Source organism: Streptococcus fermentans (genome assembly GCF_040888305.1).
Lineage (GTDB): Bacteria > Bacillota > Bacilli > Lactobacillales > Streptococcaceae > Streptococcus > Streptococcus fermentans.
This window is the reverse complement of record NZ_JBFNFG010000001.1, coordinates 241,794-265,085: the sequence shown is the minus strand read 5'-3', so window position 1 is coordinate 265,085 and position 23,292 is coordinate 241,794. Positions and strand designations below refer to the sequence as shown.

Sequence of the window (23,292 nt, the reverse complement as noted above, 5' to 3'; positions counted from 1 at the left end):
CGCTGTCTCGTTTCAAGGCTCGGGAAAAAATGATTTACAAACTCATGCCTCGCTCTCTCATTTCAAGGCTCGGGAAAAAATGATTTACAAAATCATTTTTTTCTGCTATACTATCCTAAGCAAAGGTTTTTAATGTCATCCCGTGAGGTGACGAAGGCGCAGATCTATATAAAACTCTTTAAAACTTGATAAAGGAGTCTTGTTTTAGAGAGGTCTTACTCTGGGAGCCTATTGCTATAAAATAATGGGCTCTTTTTTGATGCCCAAAAGTGAGGTTAATATGAAACAGGAATCAACTGTTGATTTGCTTTTAGACGTTGACCAACGTCCTTCAGCTGGAAAGGGAATTCTTCTTAGCTTCCAGCACGTATTCGCCATGTTTGGTGCAACCATCTTGGTACCTTTGATCTTGGGAATGCCTGTATCGGTTGCCCTTTTTGCTTCAGGTGTAGGAACACTCATTTACATGATCTCTACTGGCTTTAAAGTTCCAGTTTATCTGGGTTCTTCTTTTGCCTTTATCACAGCTATGTCACTTGCCATGAAAGAAATGGGTGGTGATGTATCTGCTGCTCAGACAGGGGTTATCCTGACTGGTCTTGTTTATGTCCTTGTTGCTGCAAGTATTCGCTTTGCAGGTACAAAATGGATCGACAAACTCTTACCTCCAATCATTATCGGTCCTATGATCATTGTTATCGGTCTTGGACTTGCTAGTTCAGCTGTTACCAACGCTGGTCTTGTAGCTGACGGAAACTGGAAAAACGCTCTTGTAGCCGTTGTTACTTTCTTGATTGCTGCCTTTATCAATACAAAAGGAAAAGGATTCCTACGAATCATCCCATTCCTTTTTGCCATTATCGGTGGTTATCTCTTTGCACTAGCACTTGGATTGGTTGACTTCACTCCTGTTCTTGAAGCTAACTGGTTTGAAATCCCTGGTTTCTACCTACCATTCAATACAGGTGGTGCCTTCAAACAATACGACCTTTACTTCGGTCCTGAAACAATTGCCATCCTACCAATCGCAATCGTAACCATTTCTGAACATATCGGAGACCACACCGTTCTAGGTCAAATCTGTGGACGCCAATTCTTGAAAGAACCAGGTCTTCACCGTACCCTTCTTGGTGATGGTATTGCAACATCTGTTTCTGCCTTCCTCGGTGGACCAGCAAATACAACTTACGGTGAAAATACAGGGGTTATCGGTATGACTCGTATCGCTTCTGTCTCAGTTATCCGTAACGCTGCCTTTATCGCAATTGCTCTCAGCTTCCTTGGTAAATTCACTGCCTTGATTTCAACAATTCCAAACGCTGTACTTGGTGGTATGTCTATCCTTCTTTACGGGGTTATCGCAAGTAACGGTTTGAAAGTCTTGATCAAAGAACGTGTTGACTTTAGCCAAATGCGCAACCTTATCATCGCAAGTGCCATGTTGGTGCTTGGACTTGGTGGAGCAATCCTTAAACTTGGTCCAGTTACCCTTTCAGGTACTGCCCTATCAGCTATGACAGGTATCATCCTAAACTTGATCTTGCCATACGAAAACAATGACTAATCCATATAGAATCAACAAGAGGTCGGGACCAAAAATCCCGACCTCGTTTTTATGAACAAGAAGCTTTTGATACAGTGACTCATTGGACTGTTGTCAAAAAGTTTGATTTCTTAATTTCCCCAAGCAATCAGAAGATACAAGAGACTTGAACCAAACATATCTGCCAGAGCATACATGAGAAAAAATGGCAGTAAATTCTTGACTACATACTTGTACAAGAAATAATAAAAGAGACCATAAACAAGCCCAATCACCAAGGCCCAGAGTAAGCCTTGATAGGTATGGAAAGAAATCCGTATAATTACCGAGTAGACTAGAGCCAACCACTTGTGCTTTTCTTTTACTGAAGACAGTAAGCCTAGGAAGAAAAATTCTTCATAAAAACCATTTAGAAGAGCATAACCAATGGCCATTGGCGTTAAAGCCATGAATTTTCAAATGATTTCCATAGGATCTATAAAAGGGATCAACTGAGGATTAAAATAATTGTACTCACCACTAAGGGTTGTAATGATATCACCAAAGATACCAACTACAGCAAAGATAAGGGGAACCCAAATTAAAACAGACCAGCTCCAACGTATAGGAAGCTGTTTAAAATCATAATTTCGAATCACAAGATAAAGGAAGGTAATCCCAAACATCATCAATTGGAAATTGAAATTACTAGAATAAGCTGCCCCATCACTTGCTAGATTTGTCGTAGTTTCTGCGACGCTAGTAAGAGTTGAAGGCGATAAACTTTCCATAAATTGCTGGGTAGAACGAATGATAAACTCTCCAAACATTAAAACAGTGATGATGAGGATATCGAACCATTTTAAGTATCTTAAAGGTTTTGATGGATGAATACTTTGTAGCAAATTCATATTTCCTCCTTTATCTTTAAATGTATGGATTGATTATAACCATTCATTCTTAATACTCAATGAAAATCAAAGAGCAAACTAGGAAACTAGCCGCAGGCTGTACTTGAGTACGGCAAGGCGACGTTGACGCAGTTTGAATTTGATTTTCGAAGAGTATAAGGTTATATGAACCAACTTGCTGGAAGATTAAAAACCAGCCTTATCAAAGACTGGTTTAATCCATTAAACGGAATGATGTTTCTTTTCAAGCATTAAATCCTTCAATGAAATGATAGTCACAGCTAGTAAAATCATTGCCATACCAAGAAAATCTACAGGATAAAAGATATCCCCCATAATCATGAAGGCAAAAAATACTGCCGAGATAGGCTCAATCGAAGCCAAAAGGCTAGACTTGACTGGTCCTATCATACTAGCTCCCTTGAGGAAGGCTGTATAGGCAAAGACCGTTCCAATCAGAATGATGCCAGCAAAAGCTAGAAAGATATCAAAAGATATGGGAATACTGGCCCCGATAAGCCCCGTAAAAGGTACTGCTAGTATACCTGAGATGGTCATTCCAACACCAATAACCAAAATGCTCCCCCATTTTTGAATCAATTTTATGGGTAAAATGATATAAAGAGCATAGGTTAGGGCCGAGAACAAACCCCAAAATAGACCAGCTGGAGTCATCGAGAGTTGATCCAATTGCCCATGGGTTGCAATGAGAAAGGTCCCACCTATAGCTAAAAACATAGAGATGATTTCTGTAAGCGTCGGAGCCACCTTATCCTTGATACAAGTGTAAGCAAGGATTCCAACTGGACAGACATACTGGAGAACTGTCGCTGTCCCAGCATTTGTCTCCTGAATAGCTGAAAGATAAGCTAATTGATTTAGAAAAAGACCAAATAAAGAAAATAACAAGAGAGAAAACAGACTTGATTTATCCTTCAGAAAAGCCATAAATTTATCCCTTGATTTAGTATAGGCAAGAATAATCAGGAGTAAACCAGCAATTATCAAACGGATATTGGTCAGAACGAGGGCTGAAATCCCGTGAGCCATCAAGTACTGACCGCTAGTCCCTGATAGGCCCCATGCGATACCTGCAATCACTGTAAAAATAGTTCCTTTTAAAGCTTTTGACATACTTCCTCCCTAGTCTGCCTCTCGAATCAAGTCCATGACCTGATTACGGTCCAATATCCATTGGGCACGCTCATCTTTTTCATAGGTTCGGTTAGATAGAAAAATTGCCGCCTCTTGTTTCTGTCGATTCCACATGATAAAGGTCCCAGTATAGCCTGTATGGTCCAACCAATCACCTTCAAAATTCCAGGCCAATGAGCGTTCTTTATCATTCAGATCCGAAAAATTCTGACTTAAGTCTGTAGCAAAATCATCCTGCAAATAATGCTCCAAGAAGATTTTTAAATCATGAACTGTTGAAAACAAGCCTGCACTACCTGCATGCTTTCCAAGCAAACGAGCCTTAGGATCATGTACCACTCCTGCTTTCTGTCCACGGACCGTTGGAACAGCACGGCTAACTGGACCAAACTGAGTTTCCTTCATTCCCCAAGGATCCAAAACTTGCTCTTGTAAAATCTGATCCAAGTCCTTTTCAAAATACTTTTCCAAGAGAAAACCTAGCAAGAGAAAGTGCACATCCGAGTAGAGAAAGGCTCTCTTCTCTCGGCGATTAAGATGAAACATGGCATTCCTCAACTGGTCTGCTGAGAGCTGATCCCTATTGAGGATATAGGGGTCCAAATCTGTCGCATGCGTTAGGAGTTGACGAATGGTGATGTCTGGGTAATCCACTTCTGGAAGATAGTCTCTTATGGAGTTATCTAACTCAATCTTGCCTTCCTTCCACAAAAAGGTTAAGACCGTTCCTACTCCAACGACCTTGCTCACACTTGCCAAATCATAGACCAAGCCCTCACGAGTCTGCTCACCAGTTTCTGGATTTGCTTCTCCTAGATACCAGTCAGTCCAAACGCCATCACGATAATACGCAAAAGAGGCACCAGGACAAATCCCTGCCTCAATTTGTTGCTCTATTTTTTGAATGATTTCTTGTTTCATACTTCTTCAAACCACAATTCAATATTGTTGGTATCCTTAGTGAGGAAAAACTTCTCAGATTTTGGAATAAAGTAACCAGCTTCTTCAAAACGCTGACGCAATACAACAAGATCCAAATTCTCAACTTGAAATTTCAACATGGACAAGTCCCAAGTTACATTATTTTCAACCAGTAAATCGCTCCCTTGAGTTTGATTAAAAGCTAGTCGGTTTTCAATTTCTTCTTTTTCAAGTAGGCTTGATGTCTCATCTGGTAAGTTGATTTCCACCGAGATTTCAAAAGCTGTCAAATATCTCAGTTTCTCATCTTTTGCAAAAGTGACTTCTTCCTCAACTTTTTTCAAATCCTTGATATCATCTTCAGCATGAATAAGAATACAATCCCCTTCTGGAGAAAGAACCTCAAAAGCATATCCCTTATTTCCTTTATAGAGTTGAGGGATTTCTTCCATTCTAGCTAGTAGTGCTTCAATCTCAGATGGCTTCTCTACCTTTACAAGTAATCTAGCTAATTTTTTAATCCCTTCAACCTTACGGCTCCTCATACTTGGTGACTCTTCTAAAACTAACTTTTCAATACCTGATTGGTCTCCTAGTGATAAGAAGGCTGACTCTTCAAGCAAGGGTTTCATCCCCAAAGTCTCAATATAAAACAACTCATTTAAATTTCTATTATTTACCTTTAGCGTCGGGATCATACGCTTTATTTGATTTACAATCATAAATTCCTCCAACACTTTTTATTTTAAAGGATTTTATCTTTTTTTACAAGTTATTCAATAAAAAACTTTAACTATATTAACTCTTTAAATTAAATTCCCCCTTCTGTTTGTAGAAGGGGGGCTTGATTGTTTTTACTAAAATACCTTATTTAGTCTTTCCAAGATAGTGTTGCTTGTAGACCGTAATGATCACTAACTTGTGGACTGTTTTTACCATCAAAGACCACGTGAAGTTTTTCTACCTGCACATCCTCTGTTGTAAAGATATAATCGATTCGAAGAGGTTCGCTGTTTCCCTTCCAACCATCAATTTCAGGCGGAACAGTGTAACTACCACTTCTTTCTTTTGCAACTTCAAATGCATCTTGTAAGTTTAGTGGACTAGCTAAAATAGCTTGGTAACCCTCTTGGCCTGCAGGATTATTAAAATCACCTGCTAGCAAGAGTGGCTTGTTCAATTCTTTCAGAACTGCTTCAAAGCGCGCCCATTCCTCTTGGAAGCCTTTATCCCACCAAGAGAGATGGACACTCGCAACTGCAAGTTCTTTACCTTCAACTACTGTCTCTGCTAGAGCAACTCGACGAGTGTGGTAATCTGTCGGATCATCTACATCTGAAACCAAAATTTCACGCGCTTCAATTGGTGTTTTAGATAGAATTGCAACACCTTCATGGTAACGATCATAACCGATATGGTTATAGGCCCAAGTCCAATAATAGTTTTGACCTTGCTCAGCCAACTTCTCTACCAAAAGTCGCACATAGTGGTCTTGATGAATCGGCTCAGCAGATGGTAATGGCTGATAAAGTACACCAGCTTCTACTTGCGCTGAAGTAATTTCCTGGTTAATTTCTTGAAAACAAATCAAATCATAACCATTTTCAAGTATATCTTGAAGTAAAAGTTGAAACTTTTGTTCAGGATCTTTTTCCATCCAACTATGGGTATTGAGTGTTAAAAACTTCATGCTTTTCTCCTATTAAACAAGAGGTTGGAAACAGCTTCCAACCTCCTAAATATTACAATTCTACTTTTGCAACTGCTGTTTTAGCAGCAAGAGAACCTGTTTTTTCTAATTTAACTGATTTGATCGCATCACCATTTGTGAAGACAACTACAGTTGTGGTTTCACGACCAGCTTCACGGATAGCACCCAAGTCAGCTGTGACAAGAAGATCACCAGCTGCAACCTGTTGTCCTTCAGTAACACGAACTGTAAATGGTTTACCTTCAAGACTGACTGTGTCTAAACCAATGTGAACAAGTACTTCAAGGCCTGCTTCAGTCACAAGACCAAGAGCGTGTTTAGTTGGGAAGATGCTTGATACAGTACCTGATACTGGAGATACAATGTTTCCGTTTGATGGTTCCACTGCAAATCCATCACCCATCATTTTTTGTGCGAATACAGGATCCTTAACTTGATCCAATTCAATCACTTGACCGTCAGCAACTGAGTATACTTCTTCAGTCACACCTTTGTATACAACAGCATCTTGTTGAGCTGCTGCCATTTGACTTGGAAGAGTTTCAGGAATCACTTCACCTGAGTCAAGAAGGTCTTGGATATCTGATTTCAAAACGTCAGCTTTAGGTCCGTAGATAGCTTGGACACCTTGTCCTTTCATGACAAGTCCCATAGCTCCTTCAGCTTTCCATTGTTCCTCTGTTCCAACTTTTTCAGCGTCTTTTACAGTAACACGAAGGCGAGTCATACATGCGTCCACATCAACGATGTTAGCACGTCCACCAAGAAGGTTAATGATGTTAACAGCTTGAGAAGCTTCTGCAACTTTTGACTCACCAGAAGCAGCAGATTCTGATGAACCTTCAGCAGTTTCGTAGTTTCCGTTACGTCCTGGAGTCGCATAGTTGAATTTTTGAATCATGAAGTTGGCGATAAAGTACATGATAACTGCAAATAGTGCTGTTACCCAGATAAAGTTAATGATATCCATACCAAGACCAGCATTGATAGCTAGTGGAGTACGAGTCAAGAATTCAATTGAACCGAATGAGTGCACACGAAGGTGAACAATATCAGCCATAGCAAAGGCAGCACCTTGAACAACAGCGTAGACAAGGTAAAGAGGTGTTGCAACGAACATGAACATATATTCAATTGGCTCAGTAACACCTGTCAAGAAAGTTGCAAGAGCTGTCGCAATCATCATACCTTTGTATTGGTGTTTCTTGTCTGCTTCAACATTACGGTAAATAGCAGCAGCCACACCCATCAAAATACCGAATGAACCAATCATTTGTCCAACTTTGAAACGAGCTGGATGAACTGTATCTAGCAATGTTTGGTATTGACTAGCATCAGTACCTTTAAGGTTTACAAGGTCTGTTACCCATGCAAGCCAAAGTGGATCTTGTCCAAATACTTGAGTGCCTTTTGCTGCACCAGTTAAAATATCGTAAGTACCACCAAGAGCTGTATAGTTCATTGGGATAGTCAACATATGGTGAAGACCAAATGGCAAGAGCAAGCGTTCCAAAGTACCATACAAGAATGGTGCAAGAACTGGTGCTGTTTCTTGTGAATTAGCAATCCAGATACCGAAGTTGTTGATACCTGTTTGAACAACTGGCCAGAAAGCTGAAAGAAGAATTGCAGCGATTGCTGAGCGAAGAATAACTACAAATGGTACAAAACGTTTCCCGTTAAAGAATGAAAGGGCATCAGGAAGTTTACGGAAATTATAGTATTTGTTAAATGCAGTCGCTCCAACAAAACCTGAGATAATCCCTACAAATACCCCCATGTTAAGGGCTGGTGACTCAAGTACACTAATGAAGTAATCAGCAACCTTGATAGATCCACCAAAGATTGTTGAAACCATAGCGTTAGGATCTTTCAACATATCCCCTGATACACCGAAGATTGTACCAGTGATACGGTTAATAAGGATAAATGCAAGACCTGCCGCAAAAGCACCACCAGCACGTTCTTTAGCCCAACTTCCTCCAATAGCGAGGGCAAACAAAATATGAAGGTTACCGATAACTCCCCAACCAATTTGCTCTAGTACGCCACCAGTAATAACTAGGGGAGCAAGGTTTGGGTCAATCATTGCAAGTGACTTACCGATTGAAATCATCAATCCAGCCGCTGGCATAACAGCGATAACCACCATTAGAGCCTTACCGAATTTCTGCCAAAATTCGAAAGACAAGACATTTTTGAATGTATCTTTCATCATTCAAATCTCCTTTTATATTTATTAGGCAAACGTTTTACGAAAACGTTTGCACTTGTTTGTGACTTAATTATACCACTTTTTATTTTTTTGTAAAGGCTTTTTTTAAAAAAATTTTCTGTCCAATCATTTCAATATCTCTCACTTATTTGCTGACTTTGAGTTTGCGGGTCTTTTCTGATATAATATTAGCTATGAAATCGTATAATACCTTGAATGATTACTATCGAAATTTATTTGGAGAAAAGACTTTTAAAGTCCCTATTGATGCTGGCTTTGATTGTCCCAATCGCGATGGAACTGTAGCACATGGGGGCTGTACTTTTTGTACGGTTTCTGGTTCTGGAGATGCAATCGTTGCTCCTGATGCTCCTATTCGCGAGCAATTCTATAAGGAAATTGACTTTATGCACCGTAAGTGGCCAGATGTTAAAAAGTATTTGGTTTACTTCCAAAATTTTACCAATACACATGAAAAGCTGGAAGTGATTCGCGAACGCTATGAACAAGCTATCAATGAACCAGGTGTAGTTGGCATCAATATTGGAACTCGACCAGATTGCCTTCCTGATGAAACAATTGAATACTTGGCAGAATTATCAGAGCGAATGCATGTTACCGTAGAGTTAGGCTTACAAACTACTTACGAAGAAACTTCAGAATTGATTAACCGCGCCCACTCCTATGAACTCTACGTGGAGACTGTCAAGCGCTTGAGAAAATATCCTAAAATCGAGATTGTTGCCCATTTGATCAATGGTTTGCCAGGTGAAACTCATGAAATGATGGTGGAAAACGTTCGGCGTTGTGTAAGGGACAATGATATCCAAGGGATTAAACTTCACCTACTTCACCTCATGACCAATACTCGGATGCAAAGGGATTATCATGAAGGTCGTTTGCAGCTCATGAGTCAGGATGAATATGTCAAGGTTATCTGTGACCAACTAGAAATTATTCCCAAGCATATCGTTATCCATCGGATTACAGGTGATGCGCCTAGAGATATGCTGATTGGTCCTATGTGGAGTCTCAATAAATGGGAAGTTCTAAATAGCATTGATGCTGAAATGAGACGACGCGGTAGCGTCCAAGGATGCAAGGCTGTAAAACAGGAGTTTATGAATGAAAAGACCACTTGAAATGGCGCATGATTTTCTTGCCCAAGTCATTACACAAGATGATATTGTCGTTGATGCGACCATGGGAAATGGCCACGATACCTTTTTTCTTGCCAAGTTGGCTAAACAAGTCTACGCTTTTGATATACAGGAACAAGCTCTAGAAAAGACAAGCCAACGTCTACAAGAAGCTGGTTTGACCAATGCAGAATTAATCCTACAAGGTCATGAAACCGTGGATCAGTTTGTAACTGAGGTGAAAGCTGCCATCTTTAATCTTGGTTATCTTCCTTCAGCTGATAAAAGCATTATCACCCAACCTCAAACAACTATTGAAGCACTGGATAAACTTTGCCAATTGCTAGTTAAGGGTGGACGAATAGCCATCATGATTTATTACGGGCATGAAGGCGGAGATATCGAACGGGATGCAGTCATGGATTTTGTCAGTCACTTACCACAACAAGAATATACTGCTACGATCTATCGCACTCTCAACCAAATCAACAATCCACCATTTTTAGTCATGATTGAAAAATTAGAAAGGTATCGACATGGATAAACAATACCTACGAGATAAAATAGAAAATCTACGTCACAACTTTGTCGAATCAACTCAACATGAACGGGCAGTTGGTATGTTAGACGAAGCTCATATGAGCAAGAAGATGCTGAAAATCAAGAAGAAAATGATAACACTTGAAATGGAGCGTTGTCAGAAGAAAATCGAGCATAAGGACTGCTCGAAGATTGATCAAAAAATCCAAGAACAAAAGGAACTTTTTGAAGCTTGTCGAAAACAAAAATAAGGAGGTAGAAGATGGATTTACTGTTTTATCTCTTGATATTTTTACTTGTTCTAATTGTTTCTAGTACGACCAATAAACTGCTTCCCTTTTTACCCATGCCCCTGATTCAGATTTTGCTGGGTATCGGTATTGGTCTTTGCTTACCTAATAACCAATATCATCTAGATACTGAATTGTTTCTTGCTTTAGTTATCGGACCGCTCCTCTTTCGAGAAGCTCAAGAAGCAGACGTTACCTCCATCCTAAAACACTGGCGGATTGTCCTCTTCTTGATTTTTCCAGTTATCTTTGTCTCAGCTCTGAGCATAGGGGGACTCGCTCATGTCCTTTGGGCTAGCCTACCATTAGCCGCCTGCCTAGCAGTTGGTGCGGCTTTAGGACCTACTGACCTAGTAGCCTTCGCATCCCTTTCTCAACGCTTTTCCTTCCCGAAGCGGGTTTCTAATATCCTAAAAGGGGAAGGTCTTCTTAATGATGCTTCTGGACTCGTAGCTTTTCGGATGGCTCTCATCGCTTGGACAACAGGAACATTCTCACTTACCCAAGCCGGAACTTCATTAGCCATTTCCATCGTTGGGGGATTTGCAGTCGGCTGTATAACAGCCTTAATCAATCGCTTCCTTCATACCTTTCTACTCAGCGTCCGTGCAACAGATATCGCAAGTGAGCTCTTACTGGAACTAAGTTTACCTCTCTTGACTTTTTTCATAGCCGAAGAGATACATGTTTCAGGCATCATCGCCGTTGTTGTTGCTGGGATTCTCAAAGCCAGTCGTTTCAAGAAAATAAATCTCCTTGAAGCACAAGTTGATACAGTTACTGAGACTGTTTGGGACACTGTAACCTTTATGCTCAATGGTTCTGTCTTTGTCGTTCTTGGTATGGAACTGGAAATGATTGCAGAGCCGATTCTGAAGAATGCTTTTTATAACAATGTGCTTCTATTACTCAGCGTGTTCCTCTTGACCTTCCTGCTTTTTGCTATCCGATTTGTCATGATCTATGGATTTTACGCTTTTCGGATTAAGAAGCTTCATAAAAGTTTAGACAAGTATGTCAAAGACATGCTCCTCCTTACGTTTTCTGGTGTAAAGGGGACTGTATCCATTGCCACTATTCTCTTGATACCGTCTGATTTAGAGCAGGAATACTCTCTCCTTCTCTTCCTCGTAGCTGGTGTCACCCTGGTCAGTTTCCTTACAGGATTACTCGTACTCCCACACCTTTCTGAAGAGAAAGAACCATCTAAGGATCAGCTCATGCACATCGCTATCTTAAACGATGTCGCCATGGAATTAGAGAAGGATTTAGAGAACACAAAAAACAAGGTTCCACTCTATGCGGCTATTGACAATTATCATGGACGTATTGAAAATCTTATTCTTAGTCAAGAAAACAAAGAAATTCAGGAGGACTGGGAAGCTCTTAAACTCTTGATTCTCAGTGTTGAAAGCGATGGCTTGGAACAAGCCTATGAAGAAGGAAAGATTGGAGGTCGTGCTTATCGTGTCTACCAACGCTACTTGAAAAACATGGAGAAAAATATTAAGCGAAACTTTGCTTCTCGACTAACCTACTACTTCCTTGTCTCCATACGCATTCTTCGTTTTCTACTTCATGAATTGCTCACATTTGGGAAAACATTCCGCTCGTGGAAAGACAAGGAAAAACAGCGACTTCTTGCCATTGATTATGACCAGATTGCAGAACTCTACCTAGCTAATACGGAAATTATCATCGAGAGTTTGGAAAACCTTAAAGGGATTTATAAGAGTTCTCTGATCAGCTTTATGCAGGAATCTCGTCTTCGCGAAACCAGTCATATTACGAGCGGTGCCTTTGTGGAACGGGTTATCAATCGTATCAAACCCAATAACATTGATGAAATGCTTAGAGGATACTATCTCGAACGTAAGTGTATCTTTGAATACGAGAAACAAAAACTCATCTCAGCTCAGTATGCTAAAAAGCTTCGCCAAAATGTCAATAATTTAGAAACCTATTCCTTGAAAGAATCAGCTAATACCTTACCTTACGATATGATGGAATTAGTTCGAAGAAATTAAAATCTATACCAAACAAGACAGAAAGAAACTTGGAGGATTATGAAATGAAAAAGTTGTGGAAACAGCTGATTGATAGACCCTTATTAAAAGCTTTTTTACACTACTATCAAGCCTCTGATAGTGAGTTAACTAGCGTTGCTGTTGCCTACTATTGGTTGATTTCAATCTTCCCTTTGCTCATGATAGTGGTCAATATTTTACCCTACTTTCAAATTCCCGTTTCAAACTTTCTTTTAACAATCAAGGAATTTTTACCAGATACAATCTATGAAGTTGTTGCAAAGATTGCCAGAGAAGTTCTGACCCAACCATCGACAGGTTTACTAAGTTTTGCGATCTTATCAGCTCTTTGGACTTTCTCCAAATCCATGAATTTTCTTCAGAAAGCCTTTAATAAAGCCTATGGAATTGCAAAAAATAGGGGAATTATCTCACACCAACTGATGAGCCTCTTGGTTAGCTTTGGCCTTCAAATTCTCTTTGCACTTTCCTTATTCCTAAGTATGTTTGGTCATATGTTATTGGATTTACTAAAAAACTACTGGAAATCCGAAAGTTCTCTATTTTCTTATCTGCAAGATTTTACAGGACCGCTGATCTATGCCTTTCTTTTCGCTACCGTGATTATGCTCTATTATTTCCTACCAAATGTTAAAGTCAGTCGGATTCGATATGTTGTACCTGGAAGTCTGTTTGTACTAGCTACTACTATTGCTTTATTAAATATCTTTGCAGCCTATTTCAACAATTATGTCAACTATCTCGTAGACGTCCGTTTTTTCAGTTCTATCGTCGTTGTTGTGATGATGTTCTGGTTCATTATCATTGCAAAGATATTGATCATCGGTGCAGTCATCAATGCTAGTGTTCAAAGCTTGAAGGATCCAGAATTTAAAACAAATCAATAATTTTTTATCGATTAAAACTCAATGAAAATCAAAGAGTAAACTAGGAAGCTAGCTGCAGGCATTACTTGAGTACGGCAAGGCGAAACTGACCTGGTTTGAAGAGATTTTCGAAGAGCATAAACAAATCAATCCCCCAGTCATTTGATACTGGGGGATTTTTGAATTGAGTACTTTATTGTTCACTAGTGAGGGCTTGCAATTCTGTTTTTAGATACTGAGCCAAGTGTTGATGCGCATAAATATTGGCATTCTTTTCTGCCGTAGGATTGTAGTTAGTGTTGGTATTTACATCATAAACATAAATGTCTCCACCCTCTGACTGAATCCACTCAATAGCAGCAACTTCAATCTGAGCATTTTTCAGGAAGTTCTCATAAGCCTCTCTTCGATCATCTGGTAGAGGTTCTGTAATCTGGAATTTCTCAGACGTTTCCAGTTGTTCTGGTCTCTTGCCGATTTGACAACCATCTGCGGGACAAAGTTGGAAACCGTCTGAAGAATCAATCGAAACAGTATAGAGGAACTTTTGATTGATAAACTCTGAACGACGGATACGTCCATCACTTGGTTTGATGTAGGCTTGTAACAAGGTAATCCCGTCCACTGAAGGTTCAAATAGGGGACTATTGACATAAGCTTGCAGTTCCTCTTCATTTTGGAAGAGTTGAACTCCTAATCCTTTTCCAGCTCGATTATGCTTGGTAATCAAAGGATAGATATTTAACTTTCTTGCTGCTTCAATGATGTTCTCTTGCCCTAAAACTGCAACTGTTGCAGGCGTTTCAATACCAGACTCGTTTAACTTCAAATATTGTTTGACTTTACTGATTTCAAGGTTGATAGCACCAGTACCATTCACAACCTTACGTCCGTGTGCTTCTAGCCAAGTAATCACCTGCTCTGTAAATTCTGGTGCATAGCGATGACCTCTGGTATGAGAAGACGCAGACATGCGATTGTAAAAGATACCTTGTGGTGGTGGGCTTTGCAAATCTAAAATCCCACTAGACAAATCCCATAGTTCATAAGGGACTTCTAATTCTTCCAACCATTTGACTAAATGCTGGGTCCACTCAAGATTTTCATGAATCACATAAACTTTTGCTTTACTCATTTTTCATATCTCCTTAAGAAAAGCTGACTGATAATTGGCTTTCCTTTTCTTCTTCTAAAATATATCCTTCTGTTTTTTCGATAACGCTAACTGTTAAGATTTGGCCCAAAACATTGATCATAGTACGGCCAGCATTAACAAAGAAGTCAACTGCAAAAATCAAGGCCACTCCTTCAACTGGCAAGCCCAATTGAGGTGCTGCAGCTAATAGAACTACGATAGCTCCTGATGGCACAGTTGCTGCAGTTTTTCCAATCAAAGTCAACAATAAAACAGTAAGCAAGAGACTTGATAAAGAAAATTGAATGCCGTAGGCGTGGGCGATAAAGATTGTCGCAACTGAGAAATAAACTGCGGCTCCCTCTAAGTTAAAAGTATATCCTAAAGGAACAACTAAATCAATTGTATGCTCGTCATGCCCCTGTTTTTTCAAATCTTTAAGAAGTGATGGCAAGACAACACTAGAACTACCAGTCACAAAGGCCAATGTCAAGAGACTCCAATTTTCACGAAAGGCTGACAAATACGGAACTTTAAAGAAGACGGCAATCAAAGGGAAAATAAGAAGAACCAAAACAGCATAAGCCAAATAAGTTCCAATTACAAACTGACCAAGCCCAATCAACTTGTCGACACCAGTAGTTGCAACATCTTTTGCGATAAATCCAAAAATTCCAATCGGTGATAGTTTAACAATCACTGCTACAATCTTATAAATGGCTTCAATCCAGATTTGGAAACCTTCGATAATTTTCTGAGATTTATCCATCTTAAGATTTCCAATACCGTAACCAAGAAAGATGGCAAAGACGATAATTGGTAAAAGGGCACCTTCTGAAAGAGACTTGACGATATTTGATGGAATAAAACCTAGCAAAAATTCGCTGAACTTGACATTGTTGGCAATCCCATCAAGATTTCCACCAGTTTGACCGATATTCACTCCTTGCCCAAATCCTAAATAGTAACTAGCAAATACAAACAAAAGAGTAATGGCAGTTGTTACGGCAAAAAAGTAAACCAGACTCTTGGTCAAGATTTTTCCAAAAGATCTTTTCCCGATAACACCGGCAACTGCAACAACAATGGTCGGGAAGATTAGCGGAATAATAACCATATTGATCAGTTTAATAAAAGCCTGACCTAAAAATTGATAAAAGCCTGCAAATTGTGGCCAGATGACCGCAGCGATAACACCCAAGACCAAAGCCACCAATAATTGGATTCCAAGTGAGAGTTTTGACCATAAACTAACTAATTTCATAAGAAACTCCTTTGTTTTATTTGCTACTCATTCTACTACTATTCCTCTATTCTGACCAATATATATTTTCTATGGTCAACATAAAAAAGATTTATATTGAGAGTTCAAATTATTGTCATATAGAACACATGATTCATTCTGATCAAGCAGGAAGTATAAAATCTGTTTCTTATCAATGATTTTTTGCTAAAACAGTGATAAATCAAGGAATTTACTTTTCTATTCTCAAAATTTTATGATACAATAATGGTATGATTTTAATGAAACTTGCTTCCATCTTGCTTTTGGTACTAACCTTAGCTCTGGCGATTATTTTAAGCAGACTCTTTAAGTTAAAGAAAAGGGGCATCAATGCTGCTGATTTAGCTTTTCCTTTTCTAATTTTTGAATACTATTTGATTACGGCTAAGATGTTTACACACAATCAACTTCCAGTATTGGGAACGGCCTTATCAATACTAGCAATTGTGTTAGTCTTTTTCTTCTTAAATAAAAAACGTAGTTTTTATTATCCAAAATTTATTAAATTCTTTTGGCGAGCTGGATTTTTACTAACACTGCTCATCTATATCATCATGATTGTTCAAATTTTCGTGATGAAATAGTCAACTATTACAATATAGCCCACCAACACCTCGATCTTGGTTTCTAGATATTCCTAAGAGGGGCTTTTCTAATGAAATTTTAAAAAAAGATTATAAAAAATGTATAGGAGATGAATCAAGTGAAAAAAACGCTCTTGGCAAGCGCCATTACGCTTTCAGTTTTTGGTCTAACAACCAACCTTAGCTATGCTGAGGAGAACAAAGTACAGTCAACCCCAGTAGAAACAACACATAGTGAAACCTCTGCTGACAAAGTGGAGAAAAACAGTCTCCCAGCCAAGGAAGCTGAACCTTCAACTGAAGCAAATGCCAATCAAACAACAAATCCAGCTAAGAAAGAAGAAGACAAGGCACCAGAAGTCCAAAAAGAAGGTTGGGTATTAGAGGAAAACATCTGGCGCTTCTATGAAAATAATGCCCCTGTTCTTAACTGGAAAAAAATCCACGGAAAATGGTACTACTTCAACAAAGATGGCATCATGTTGAGCGATACTATTTTTGACGGATATATCCTTACTAGTAGCGGGGCCATGGTCGATTCTGGTTGGAGTAAACTCCAAGAAAAATGGTATTACGCTAACGCTTATGGAAAAATTTCTCAACAAAAATGGGAAAAAATCGGTGGTGTCTGGTACTATTTTGATCAAGACGGTGTCATGCTCAGCAACACAATTTTTGACGACTATCTGTTTACTAATAGTGGTGCCATGGCTGAGAGTTCTTGGGTAAAACAAGATGGACAATGGTACTATGCCCTTGCTTCTGGTAAATTAATCAAAAATAAGTGGGACAAAATTAGTGGTACCTGGTACTACTTTAACAAAGACGCCACTATGGCAAACAACCAATGGCAAGGTAGCTACTACCTAAAAGCTAGCGGTGCTATGGCTGAAAAAGAATGGATTTTCGATAAAAACTATGATAGTTGGTTCTACTTAAAATCTGGTGGTACTTATGCAGAGCGTCAATGGATTGGTTCATACTACCTCAAGGCAGGTGGCTACATGGCTAAGAGCGAATGGATTGACGATAGTTACTATAAAGCTCGCTACTATGTAGATGAAAATGGAGTCTATGTTACAGGTACCTATAAAATTGATGGGAAAGACCAGCAATTTCAAAGTGATGGAAAATGGCTTGGAGAAGCTTCTACAAGCCACGGGTTTGAAAAGGGGAAATATAACAATATCATCTTTCTAGATCCAGGCCATGGTGGTAAAGATCCTGGAGCATCTTATTATAACATCACCGAAAAAGAACTGAACATGCAAGTTTACCATAAGCTACGCAAGGAGCTTGAAGGGCTCGGCTATACTGTTCTTTCTTCAAGAGACAGTGATGTCTTTGTAGACTATGTCACCGAACGTTCAAGAATGGTTAATAAGACTGATTCAGATATCTTTATTAGTATTCACTTCAATGCTAGTGGTAATCCAGCTTCAAACAGAGCTGGAATCCAGACTTATTCTTATGAAGAAGCTGCTGGTTATCCTTCTAAGATCAATCCTTACTGGCATAACCATCCTGACCGTATCAGTGAAAGTAATCGACTTGCGGCAGATATCCACTCTTCACTATTAGCTGAAACTGGTGCTAAGGATGCAGGTCGTCTACGAAGTAGTTTTGCTGTCCTTCGAGAAACTAATAAACCAGCCGTTCTATTGGAATTGGGATATATTGACAATTTCAACGAGAATCAACAAGTCCGTAGTGATGCCTACCAAAACAGATTGGTTGCAGGTATTGTAAAAGGGATTCAAAAATATTACGCAGGTCAATAAAGAAAAAGTCTCGAGAAAATCTCGAGATTTTTTTGTATTATTTTTCTTACTTGTTGGCTTCAGGAAAAAGAAATCCAATTCCAACGCAAGCCAAGACTCCAGCACCGATAACCAAACCGCTTGAAAGTGGCAAGATATCAAGAATGGCATTGGCGATGATAAAGGCAATCATCAAGCTCATGAGACTGGCCTTGTAATCTTTTTTCACCAAATTCTCAAGAGTAAAGAATAAGAATAAACCTACTGGAAAGAGGGCCCAGATATTGACATCCAAACTTGGCCATCCAACAAAACCAAAATACAAAACTGCTACTGCAACGACTAAAAATCCGATACCTACTACTTTTTTCATGATACGACCTCATTTTCTATTTTGTTAGGAAGTTTTATCTCCCTTTAACAATTACAACTATAACAGAAATAAAAATCGCAAACAATAGCTTTTGTCTATGTGGCAGACATGATAGACTATGTGGTCAGAATTTTTCTAAAAAAGAAGCCATTGCTGGCTTCTTTTCATTCATTTTTCATTTTTCTTTAGACTCTAAAGCTGATTTGATGGCATCACGGTCAACTTTCAATTTTGTTAAATTATTCTCTTCAGATTCTAATTGACTCGTATCTGGTTTAACACGATAGTAAACATTTTCTGGATGCATCAACATTCCTTCATATTGTTGTCCTGCAAAGAGTCTATCCTCAGCGTGATTGGAATTGTCTGTTATTTTACCATCACCACCAGGTTCCATGACAACAGCACTTGGTACAACGACTACCACAAACCCTCCCGCCTGAGAACCTTTTGCCCAAGCACCAAGGGCTACTGTTTCTGGGTTGCGATCATTCTGACTTTTTGATACTTTCAATTCAACAATAGACTCATGCTTTTGATCATTGTATATCCAAGAAGATTGGACTTCCCCTGAATCATTAATGATATATTCATTACCAGACTGTGTCCGCCAAGTACCCTCTAAACTTGATAAATCATTATTTCTGAGGGCTTCAATATCTAATTTGGGAACAGAAGCTTCTTTTTTTAATTGACTAACATGCTGCTCCGATTCTGAGATCTTGGTATCCAAATCAGCCAATTGCTCCTTTAGCTTTTGAATTTCCTCTTCCTTTACCTTATCTTTATCGTCCTTTTTCCCCTGACTTCTTGTCGTCTCTTCAGTCTTAGATGAGGAAGAAGTTTGATTTGCTTCTTGCTTAAGATTAGGTGAATTTAAAAAGATGCTAGCAACAATGATTATAACTAGAGCTATTAAGGCAAGACTAATATACATTTTTATATTTTTAGTTGTAGAGGAGGCTTCTGCCAATTTCGATGCAGTTGCTTTTCGACCATGGGTCTTCTCAACATGTTTTATCCGTTCTTTCTTGTTCATGATACTCCTCCTCATTTTAATATTTGTTGATAATTCTAATCAGCTATTGCAATTTTACTCTTTCTGATGCCAATCTATAATATTTGTATAAAGGTAATCTATCACATAGATTATACCACTCTTCAAATACAGATAAAAAATTTTATAGAAACTTTTTTGAATATTACTAAAGAGTGAATCAACCTAATCTACTTTATTCAATCTTCCCTTTTTGGTCAAAATTTGGTCAAAAAAATTAAAAATGCTAAATTATTTTAAAAAATAAACTTGAGAAAATTGCCTTCAAATAAACATTTTGAATTTTCTTTGTCTTTCTTTACATTACTAAAAATGCCGATTGCAGGGATCGAACCTGTGACCTTCGCGTTACGAATGCGGTGCTCTACCAACTGAGCTAAATCGGCGATTCCACTTATAGTATAGCACTATAAGAAAGGATGTCAAGGGATTCTTAACCCATCTTTTTAATCAAAATCTGACAAGGATTTTGAGGCCCCCAAAGTTGTGGAAAAATCTCTAATTTTTTAAAGCCAAGACTGCGATAAAAGACATTTGTTCGATCATAATCTTTATTAGAGCCTTCTGCTACTGTTTTCACTTGTAAATAATCAACGTTTTTGCGTGCTTCACTTTCTAAAGTAGCAAGCAATTGACTCCCAATTCCTCTACCTTGATGAGCTTTTTTTACACCGAGGCAATCAATCTCAGCGCAATCTTCACTAGAATAGGACAAGCTCACAAAGCCAAGCAAATCACTCTCCTGAAAGGCGGCCCACACTTGCAGATCCTTGGCTCCTTCGATGTAGGCTTGCGTACTTTCTGGTATTCCAAACCATTCTGGCAAATCCTTTAAAATCTCAGCGACAACTGTCATTTTTTGATCTTCATACTTGACTTCTTTAATTACAAACATCATAAGTTCCTTTCTTGATTTTAGTCTTACTTTATCTCTTACGAACCAGCACTTTCGTAGGCATCCAATCCCCTATCCCAGAGTTTCAGAGAGATGCAAAAGAAAATAAGAGAAATCAAAATCAAACCTCCGATGTTAAAAAAGACATCCTTGTCCTGCAAGAAATAGCTGGCAGGATAGTAGGCCGTAAAGGCGAAAGGAACGATAAAGCTAATCAACCATCGAAGAAATGAATTGTAAATAGAAATAGGATACTTGGCAAAATCATTAAACATATAGAAAATGTAAATCATGGCACCTGACTGCTTGGTCCAAAAAGCGATGCTGGCTGTCGCAATTTTCAAGGAAGTATAAATTAAGGTCGCAAAAGGAATACAAACTAGAAAAATCAGGAATTTTGGAAGAGTCCAAGCAATACTGGTCACTGTTGTTGCTAGTAAGATTCCACCAACCAAGAGTTCTCCCAAGGCATCAATCTGAAAGGTCTCAACGAGGATGTGAAAGAGAGGATTGATGGGACGAGTCAGATACTTGTCAAACTCCCCTTTTCGAACTAGTCGTTGACCTAAAGCCCAGAGATTGTCAAAAAAGAGATGATCTAATCCCTTTGGAATTAAGGAAAATCCATAGATAAAGGCAATCTCTTGAAAGGTCCAACCTTCTAGCGAGGGGATATGTTGAAAGATGACATTGAGAAACAAGAGGTTCAGACCTTGAGTCAGAAAAACTCCTAGCACACCAACCACAAAATCCACCTTGTATTCCATGATTTGCTTGATGTATTGTCTGATAAAAATCAGATGCATGCGTTGATATTTTTTCATACTAACCTCCTTGAATGGTGATGAATGACTGGACTCGTTTCCAAATCAACTGAGACAAGCCCACCATCACTAAGAGCCAGAAGAACTGGAGCAAAAGCGCTCGAAGAATCTGACTAGTATCGTATTTCCCAACAATAATCATGACCGGAGTGTAAATCAAGGATGAAAAAGGCAAGAAGGAGAGAATATCTGCAACCACCTTTGGAAAGAAAGCCAAGGGAATCAGACTTCCAGACATAAAGGATACTAGAGAAATCTTAAATACTTGAGAACCCCATAGATTTTTAAACACAAAGGCAGAAAATCCAAAGCAGATATTAAAGAAAAAGTTAATCAGATAGGCCAACGTTAAGCTAAAGAGATAAAGAATCGTCAATCCCAGCACCTCTACAATCCCTTGCCCAGACAAGATTTTCACCAAAACAATGACACTTAAAAATGGTAGTCCAACGCTGATGAAAATCAACCACTTGGAACCAAGCTCGGTGAAAAGATAAGAGGCAGCAAAATGCACTGGTCGCAATAAGCGCATGATAATAGAGCCATCTTTTACCTCATCACCAATCATAAAGGAGCTATCTGACTCAGTTAATAAATTGGTCACAAAACTCATGATGATGTAGAGTGTGATATCTGCCATACTGAAACCCTGAATCAAAGACTCCTGCGAGGAATCAAAGACAGCCTTCCAGAGATAAAATTCCACAAAAGCCCCCATGACATCGCCAATCCGATAAAGAAGAAAGTTGACTCGATAGGTAATCAACTCCTGAATCCCTGCATTGATAAAGGGTTTATAACGTCGCCACAATTTGACCATCTTAGAGCTCCTTTCGGTAGAAGCGACGGATAATATCCTCAATATCCGTATCCACCATCTTCAAATCACGGATTTCAAAATCAGACAGGGTTTGCTTGATAATATCAGCTGACTGGTAGCGGGAACTATCGAATTCAATATTGAGAGTATTTCCTTGTCTATCAATGGACATATCAGGCAAGCCTTCATAGTGGGAAACAAGATGACTTTGACCTGGCATCAGATCGAAGGAGAGAGTCTTCATCTTGCCAAAGGTTTCCTTGAGTTGGCTAACGGTTCCATCAAAAATCTCCTGCCCTTTGTCAATCATAAAAATCCGATCACAGAGTTGCTCAATATCACTCAGGTCGTGAGTGGTCAAGAGAATAGTGGTCTCTTCCTCCTGATTGATCTGAGTGATAGCCCGACGAATGTTATCCTTGACCGACACATCCAAACCAATAGTTGGCTCATCTAAAAAGAGAACCTTGGGATTGTGAAGCAAGGAAGCCGCAATATCCGCCCGCATCCGTTGACCCAATGAAAGAGTCCGCACAGGATCCTTGATAAATTCCTTCAAGTCCAAGACTTCATTCAAAAAGTCCATGCGCTTATGGAAAAGCGAGTCTGGCACATCGTAAATTTCCTTCAAAACCGTATAAGTCTCTTGCAGTGCCAAATCCCACCATAGCTGGGTACGTTGTCCAAAGACAACCCCAATATCCTTGACATAATCTTGGCGATTGTCCTGTGGAATCTTGCCGTTAATCCGACAAAAACCAGATGTCGGTTTCAAAATTCCTGTCAGCATTTTGATGGTTGTCGACTTCCCTGCACCATTAGCCCCGATAAATCCTAAAATCTGCCCTTTTGGAACTTCAAAAGTCAAATCTTTGACCGCTTCAAAGGTCTGCTTTTCAGGATGAATAAAGGAGCGCAAAGCTCCCTTTACCCCCGGCTCCTTAACTGTCTTCACAAAATTTTTCCGAAGATGTTGCACTTCTATCATTGCCATATCTATCTCCCTATCGTAAGAAACAACATTGTATTTTTGACTACAAATATTCTAAATCCTTACTTTCTCCACCTTCTCAATATTATTACAGAAGGATTTATACCAACCTATTATAATTCAATAAAAAAAGGAATGCAAGAGTTTGCTTATGGATTATGAATTTAGAGATTTCTCTCTTATAATAATGCTTTTGAAACAGAAATTCTGATTTAATAGTTTCCTTAAAATACCAAAAAACCTGCCTTCT

Annotated in this window: 21 protein-coding genes, 1 tRNA gene and 1 pseudogene; 8 read left to right on the top strand and 15 right to left on the bottom strand. The window is 39.0% G+C overall.

The features are described 5' to 3' along the window. Nucleotides 1-280 precede the first annotated feature (280 nt). Entirely contained in the window at nt 281-1,564 is a 1,284-nt protein-coding gene (locus AB2B50_RS01280) for a uracil-xanthine permease family protein (RefSeq protein WP_320692218.1), read from the top strand. A gap of 110 nt (nt 1,565-1,674) precedes the next feature. Here the strand turns inward: AB2B50_RS01280 and AB2B50_RS01275 are convergent. From AB2B50_RS01275 to AB2B50_RS01250, 6 genes and pseudogenes are all read right to left on the bottom strand, one after another. Further along, nucleotides 1,675-2,433: pseudogene (locus AB2B50_RS01275) on the bottom strand (CPBP family glutamic-type intramembrane protease). Between the two features lie 222 nt (nt 2,434-2,655). Next, nucleotides 2,656-3,567 (bottom strand): DMT family transporter, encoded by a 912-nt coding sequence (locus AB2B50_RS01270; protein ID WP_320692219.1) that lies wholly within the window; start codon nt 3,565-3,567, stop codon nt 2,656-2,658. Between the two features lie 9 nt (nt 3,568-3,576). Then, on the bottom strand, nt 3,577-4,509 hold the full coding sequence (locus tag AB2B50_RS01265; protein WP_320692220.1) for a serine hydrolase domain-containing protein: 933 nt from the start codon (nt 4,507-4,509) through the stop codon (nt 3,577-3,579). Continuing rightward, complete coding sequence (locus AB2B50_RS01260; RefSeq protein ID WP_320692221.1) at nt 4,506-5,231, bottom strand: CppA N-terminal domain-containing protein; 726 nt, start codon at nt 5,229-5,231, stop codon at nt 4,506-4,508. Before AB2B50_RS01260 ends, AB2B50_RS01265 begins: the two co-directional genes overlap by 4 nt. 149 nt (nt 5,232-5,380) lie before the next feature. Continuing rightward, nucleotides 5,381-6,199 carry an endonuclease/exonuclease/phosphatase family protein gene (locus AB2B50_RS01255; RefSeq protein WP_045763819.1) on the bottom strand — a complete coding sequence of 273 codons (819 nt, stop codon included), beginning with the start codon at nt 6,197-6,199 and terminating at the stop codon, nt 5,381-5,383. 52 nt (nt 6,200-6,251) lie between these two features. Next, nucleotides 6,252-8,438 (bottom strand): PTS transporter subunit IIBC, encoded by a 2,187-nt coding sequence (locus AB2B50_RS01250; RefSeq protein WP_301559703.1) that lies wholly within the window; start codon nt 8,436-8,438, stop codon nt 6,252-6,254. Nucleotides 8,439-8,629: 191 nt separating this feature from the next. On the opposite strand from AB2B50_RS01250, the gene mnmL reads away from it, so the two are divergent. The 5 genes from mnmL to AB2B50_RS01225 are packed head-to-tail and all read left to right on the top strand — an operon-like array spanning nt 8,630 to nt 13,339. After that, nucleotides 8,630-9,577 carry a tRNA modification radical SAM protein MnmL/YtqA gene (gene mnmL, locus AB2B50_RS01245; protein ID WP_320692222.1) on the top strand — a complete coding sequence of 316 codons (948 nt, stop codon included), beginning with the start codon at nt 8,630-8,632 and terminating at the stop codon, nt 9,575-9,577. Continuing rightward, complete coding sequence (gene mnmM, locus AB2B50_RS01240) at nt 9,561-10,118, top strand: tRNA 5-(aminomethyl)-2-thiouridylate-methyltransferase MnmM (RefSeq protein WP_223139940.1); 558 nt, start codon at nt 9,561-9,563, stop codon at nt 10,116-10,118. Before mnmL ends, mnmM begins: the two co-directional genes overlap by 17 nt. Further along, the gene (locus AB2B50_RS01235) at nt 10,111-10,365 is read left to right on the top strand and encodes a hypothetical protein (protein WP_320692223.1); all 255 of its coding nucleotides are present in this window, start codon (nt 10,111-10,113) and stop codon (nt 10,363-10,365) included. The genes mnmM and AB2B50_RS01235 overlap by 8 nt, the downstream gene beginning before the upstream one ends. 11 nt (nt 10,366-10,376) lie before the next feature. Further along, nucleotides 10,377-12,431: a cation:proton antiporter gene (locus tag AB2B50_RS01230; RefSeq protein ID WP_320692224.1), complete on the top strand. Its 2,055-nt coding sequence runs from the start codon at nt 10,377-10,379 to the stop codon at nt 12,429-12,431. 44 nt (nt 12,432-12,475) lie between these two features. Continuing rightward, nucleotides 12,476-13,339: a YihY/virulence factor BrkB family protein gene (locus tag AB2B50_RS01225; protein ID WP_320692225.1), complete on the top strand. Its 864-nt coding sequence runs from the start codon at nt 12,476-12,478 to the stop codon at nt 13,337-13,339. Nucleotides 13,340-13,511: 172 nt separating this feature from the next. Here the strand turns inward: AB2B50_RS01225 and AB2B50_RS01220 are convergent, their stop codons facing one another. Further along, a complete protein-coding gene (locus AB2B50_RS01220; protein WP_320692226.1) occupies nt 13,512-14,453 on the bottom strand; it encodes an ATP-grasp domain-containing protein in 942 nt (313 codons plus the stop codon). 13 nt (nt 14,454-14,466) lie between these two features. Then, nucleotides 14,467-15,717 (bottom strand): dicarboxylate/amino acid:cation symporter, encoded by a 1,251-nt coding sequence (locus AB2B50_RS01215; RefSeq protein WP_320692227.1) that lies wholly within the window; start codon nt 15,715-15,717, stop codon nt 14,467-14,469. A 251-nt stretch (nt 15,718-15,968) separates the two neighbouring features. On the opposite strand from AB2B50_RS01215, the gene AB2B50_RS01210 reads away from it, so the two are divergent. Both AB2B50_RS01210 and AB2B50_RS01205 read left to right on the top strand, forming a co-directional pair. Further along, nucleotides 15,969-16,322 carry a DUF3397 domain-containing protein gene (locus AB2B50_RS01210; RefSeq protein ID WP_060955976.1) on the top strand — a complete coding sequence of 118 codons (354 nt, stop codon included), beginning with the start codon at nt 15,969-15,971 and terminating at the stop codon, nt 16,320-16,322. 119 nt (nt 16,323-16,441) lie between these two features. Beyond that, nucleotides 16,442-18,103: an N-acetylmuramoyl-L-alanine amidase gene (locus AB2B50_RS01205; RefSeq protein ID WP_320692228.1), complete on the top strand. Its 1,662-nt coding sequence runs from the start codon at nt 16,442-16,444 to the stop codon at nt 18,101-18,103. Nucleotides 18,104-18,149: 46 nt separating this feature from the next. Here the strand turns inward: AB2B50_RS01205 and AB2B50_RS01200 are convergent, their stop codons facing one another. From AB2B50_RS01200 to AB2B50_RS01170, 7 genes are all read right to left on the bottom strand, one after another. Then, entirely contained in the window at nt 18,150-18,455 is a 306-nt protein-coding gene (locus AB2B50_RS01200; protein WP_045763829.1) for a hypothetical protein, read from the bottom strand. Between the two features lie 175 nt (nt 18,456-18,630). Next, the gene (locus AB2B50_RS01195) at nt 18,631-19,494 is read right to left on the bottom strand and encodes a DUF6287 domain-containing protein (protein WP_320692229.1); all 864 of its coding nucleotides are present in this window, start codon (nt 19,492-19,494) and stop codon (nt 18,631-18,633) included. Nucleotides 19,495-19,825: 331 nt separating this feature from the next. Continuing rightward, nucleotides 19,826-19,898 (bottom strand) — tRNA-Thr (locus AB2B50_RS01190). 47 nt (nt 19,899-19,945) lie between these two features. Further along, a complete protein-coding gene (locus AB2B50_RS01185; RefSeq protein ID WP_320692230.1) occupies nt 19,946-20,407 on the bottom strand; it encodes a GNAT family N-acetyltransferase in 462 nt (153 codons plus the stop codon). A 38-nt stretch (nt 20,408-20,445) separates the two neighbouring features. Next, on the bottom strand, nt 20,446-21,231 hold the full coding sequence (locus AB2B50_RS01180; protein WP_320692231.1) for an ABC transporter permease: 786 nt from the start codon (nt 21,229-21,231) through the stop codon (nt 20,446-20,448). Between the two features lies 1 nt (nt 21,232). Continuing rightward, entirely contained in the window at nt 21,233-22,051 is an 819-nt protein-coding gene (locus tag AB2B50_RS01175) for an ABC transporter permease (RefSeq protein ID WP_320692232.1), read from the bottom strand. Nucleotide 22,052: 1 nt separating this feature from the next. Further along, on the bottom strand, nt 22,053-23,045 hold the full coding sequence (locus AB2B50_RS01170; RefSeq protein ID WP_320692233.1) for an ABC transporter ATP-binding protein: 993 nt from the start codon (nt 23,043-23,045) through the stop codon (nt 22,053-22,055). Nucleotides 23,046-23,292: the final 247 nt, after the last annotated feature.

Bases quoted from the DNA above. Each gene is read 5' to 3' on its own strand.
- AB2B50_RS01280 (WP_320692218.1), top strand. From the start codon at position 281: ATGAAACAGGAATCAACTGTTGATTTGCTTTTAGACGTTGACCAACGT.
- AB2B50_RS01270 (WP_320692219.1), bottom strand. From the start codon at position 3,567: ATGTCAAAAGCTTTAAAAGGAACTATTTTTACAGTGATTGCAGGTATC.
- AB2B50_RS01265 (WP_320692220.1), bottom strand. From the start codon at position 4,509: ATGAAACAAGAAATCATTCAAAAAATAGAGCAACAAATTGAGGCAGGG.
- AB2B50_RS01260 (WP_320692221.1), bottom strand. From the start codon at position 5,231: ATGATTGTAAATCAAATAAAGCGTATGATCCCGACGCTAAAGGTAAAT.
- AB2B50_RS01255 (WP_045763819.1), bottom strand. From the start codon at position 6,199: ATGAAGTTTTTAACACTCAATACCCATAGTTGGATGGAAAAAGATCCT.
- AB2B50_RS01250 (WP_301559703.1), bottom strand. From the start codon at position 8,438: ATGATGAAAGATACATTCAAAAATGTCTTGTCTTTCGAATTTTGGCAG.
- mnmL (WP_320692222.1), top strand. From the start codon at position 8,630: ATGAAATCGTATAATACCTTGAATGATTACTATCGAAATTTATTTGGA.
- mnmM (WP_223139940.1), top strand. From the start codon at position 9,561: ATGAAAAGACCACTTGAAATGGCGCATGATTTTCTTGCCCAAGTCATT.
- AB2B50_RS01235 (WP_320692223.1), top strand. From the start codon at position 10,111: ATGGATAAACAATACCTACGAGATAAAATAGAAAATCTACGTCACAAC.
- AB2B50_RS01230 (WP_320692224.1), top strand. From the start codon at position 10,377: ATGGATTTACTGTTTTATCTCTTGATATTTTTACTTGTTCTAATTGTT.
- AB2B50_RS01225 (WP_320692225.1), top strand. From the start codon at position 12,476: ATGAAAAAGTTGTGGAAACAGCTGATTGATAGACCCTTATTAAAAGCT.
- AB2B50_RS01220 (WP_320692226.1), bottom strand. From the start codon at position 14,453: ATGAGTAAAGCAAAAGTTTATGTGATTCATGAAAATCTTGAGTGGACC.
- AB2B50_RS01215 (WP_320692227.1), bottom strand. From the start codon at position 15,717: ATGAAATTAGTTAGTTTATGGTCAAAACTCTCACTTGGAATCCAATTA.
- AB2B50_RS01210 (WP_060955976.1), top strand. From the start codon at position 15,969: ATGATTTTAATGAAACTTGCTTCCATCTTGCTTTTGGTACTAACCTTA.
- AB2B50_RS01200 (WP_045763829.1), bottom strand. From the start codon at position 18,455: ATGAAAAAAGTAGTAGGTATCGGATTTTTAGTCGTTGCAGTAGCAGTT.
- AB2B50_RS01195 (WP_320692229.1), bottom strand. From the start codon at position 19,494: ATGAACAAGAAAGAACGGATAAAACATGTTGAGAAGACCCATGGTCGA.
- AB2B50_RS01185 (WP_320692230.1), bottom strand. From the start codon at position 20,407: ATGTTTGTAATTAAAGAAGTCAAGTATGAAGATCAAAAAATGACAGTT.
- AB2B50_RS01180 (WP_320692231.1), bottom strand. From the start codon at position 21,231: ATGAAAAAATATCAACGCATGCATCTGATTTTTATCAGACAATACATC.
- AB2B50_RS01175 (WP_320692232.1), bottom strand. From the start codon at position 22,051: ATGGTCAAATTGTGGCGACGTTATAAACCCTTTATCAATGCAGGGATT.
- AB2B50_RS01170 (WP_320692233.1), bottom strand. From the start codon at position 23,045: ATGGCAATGATAGAAGTGCAACATCTTCGGAAAAATTTTGTGAAGACA.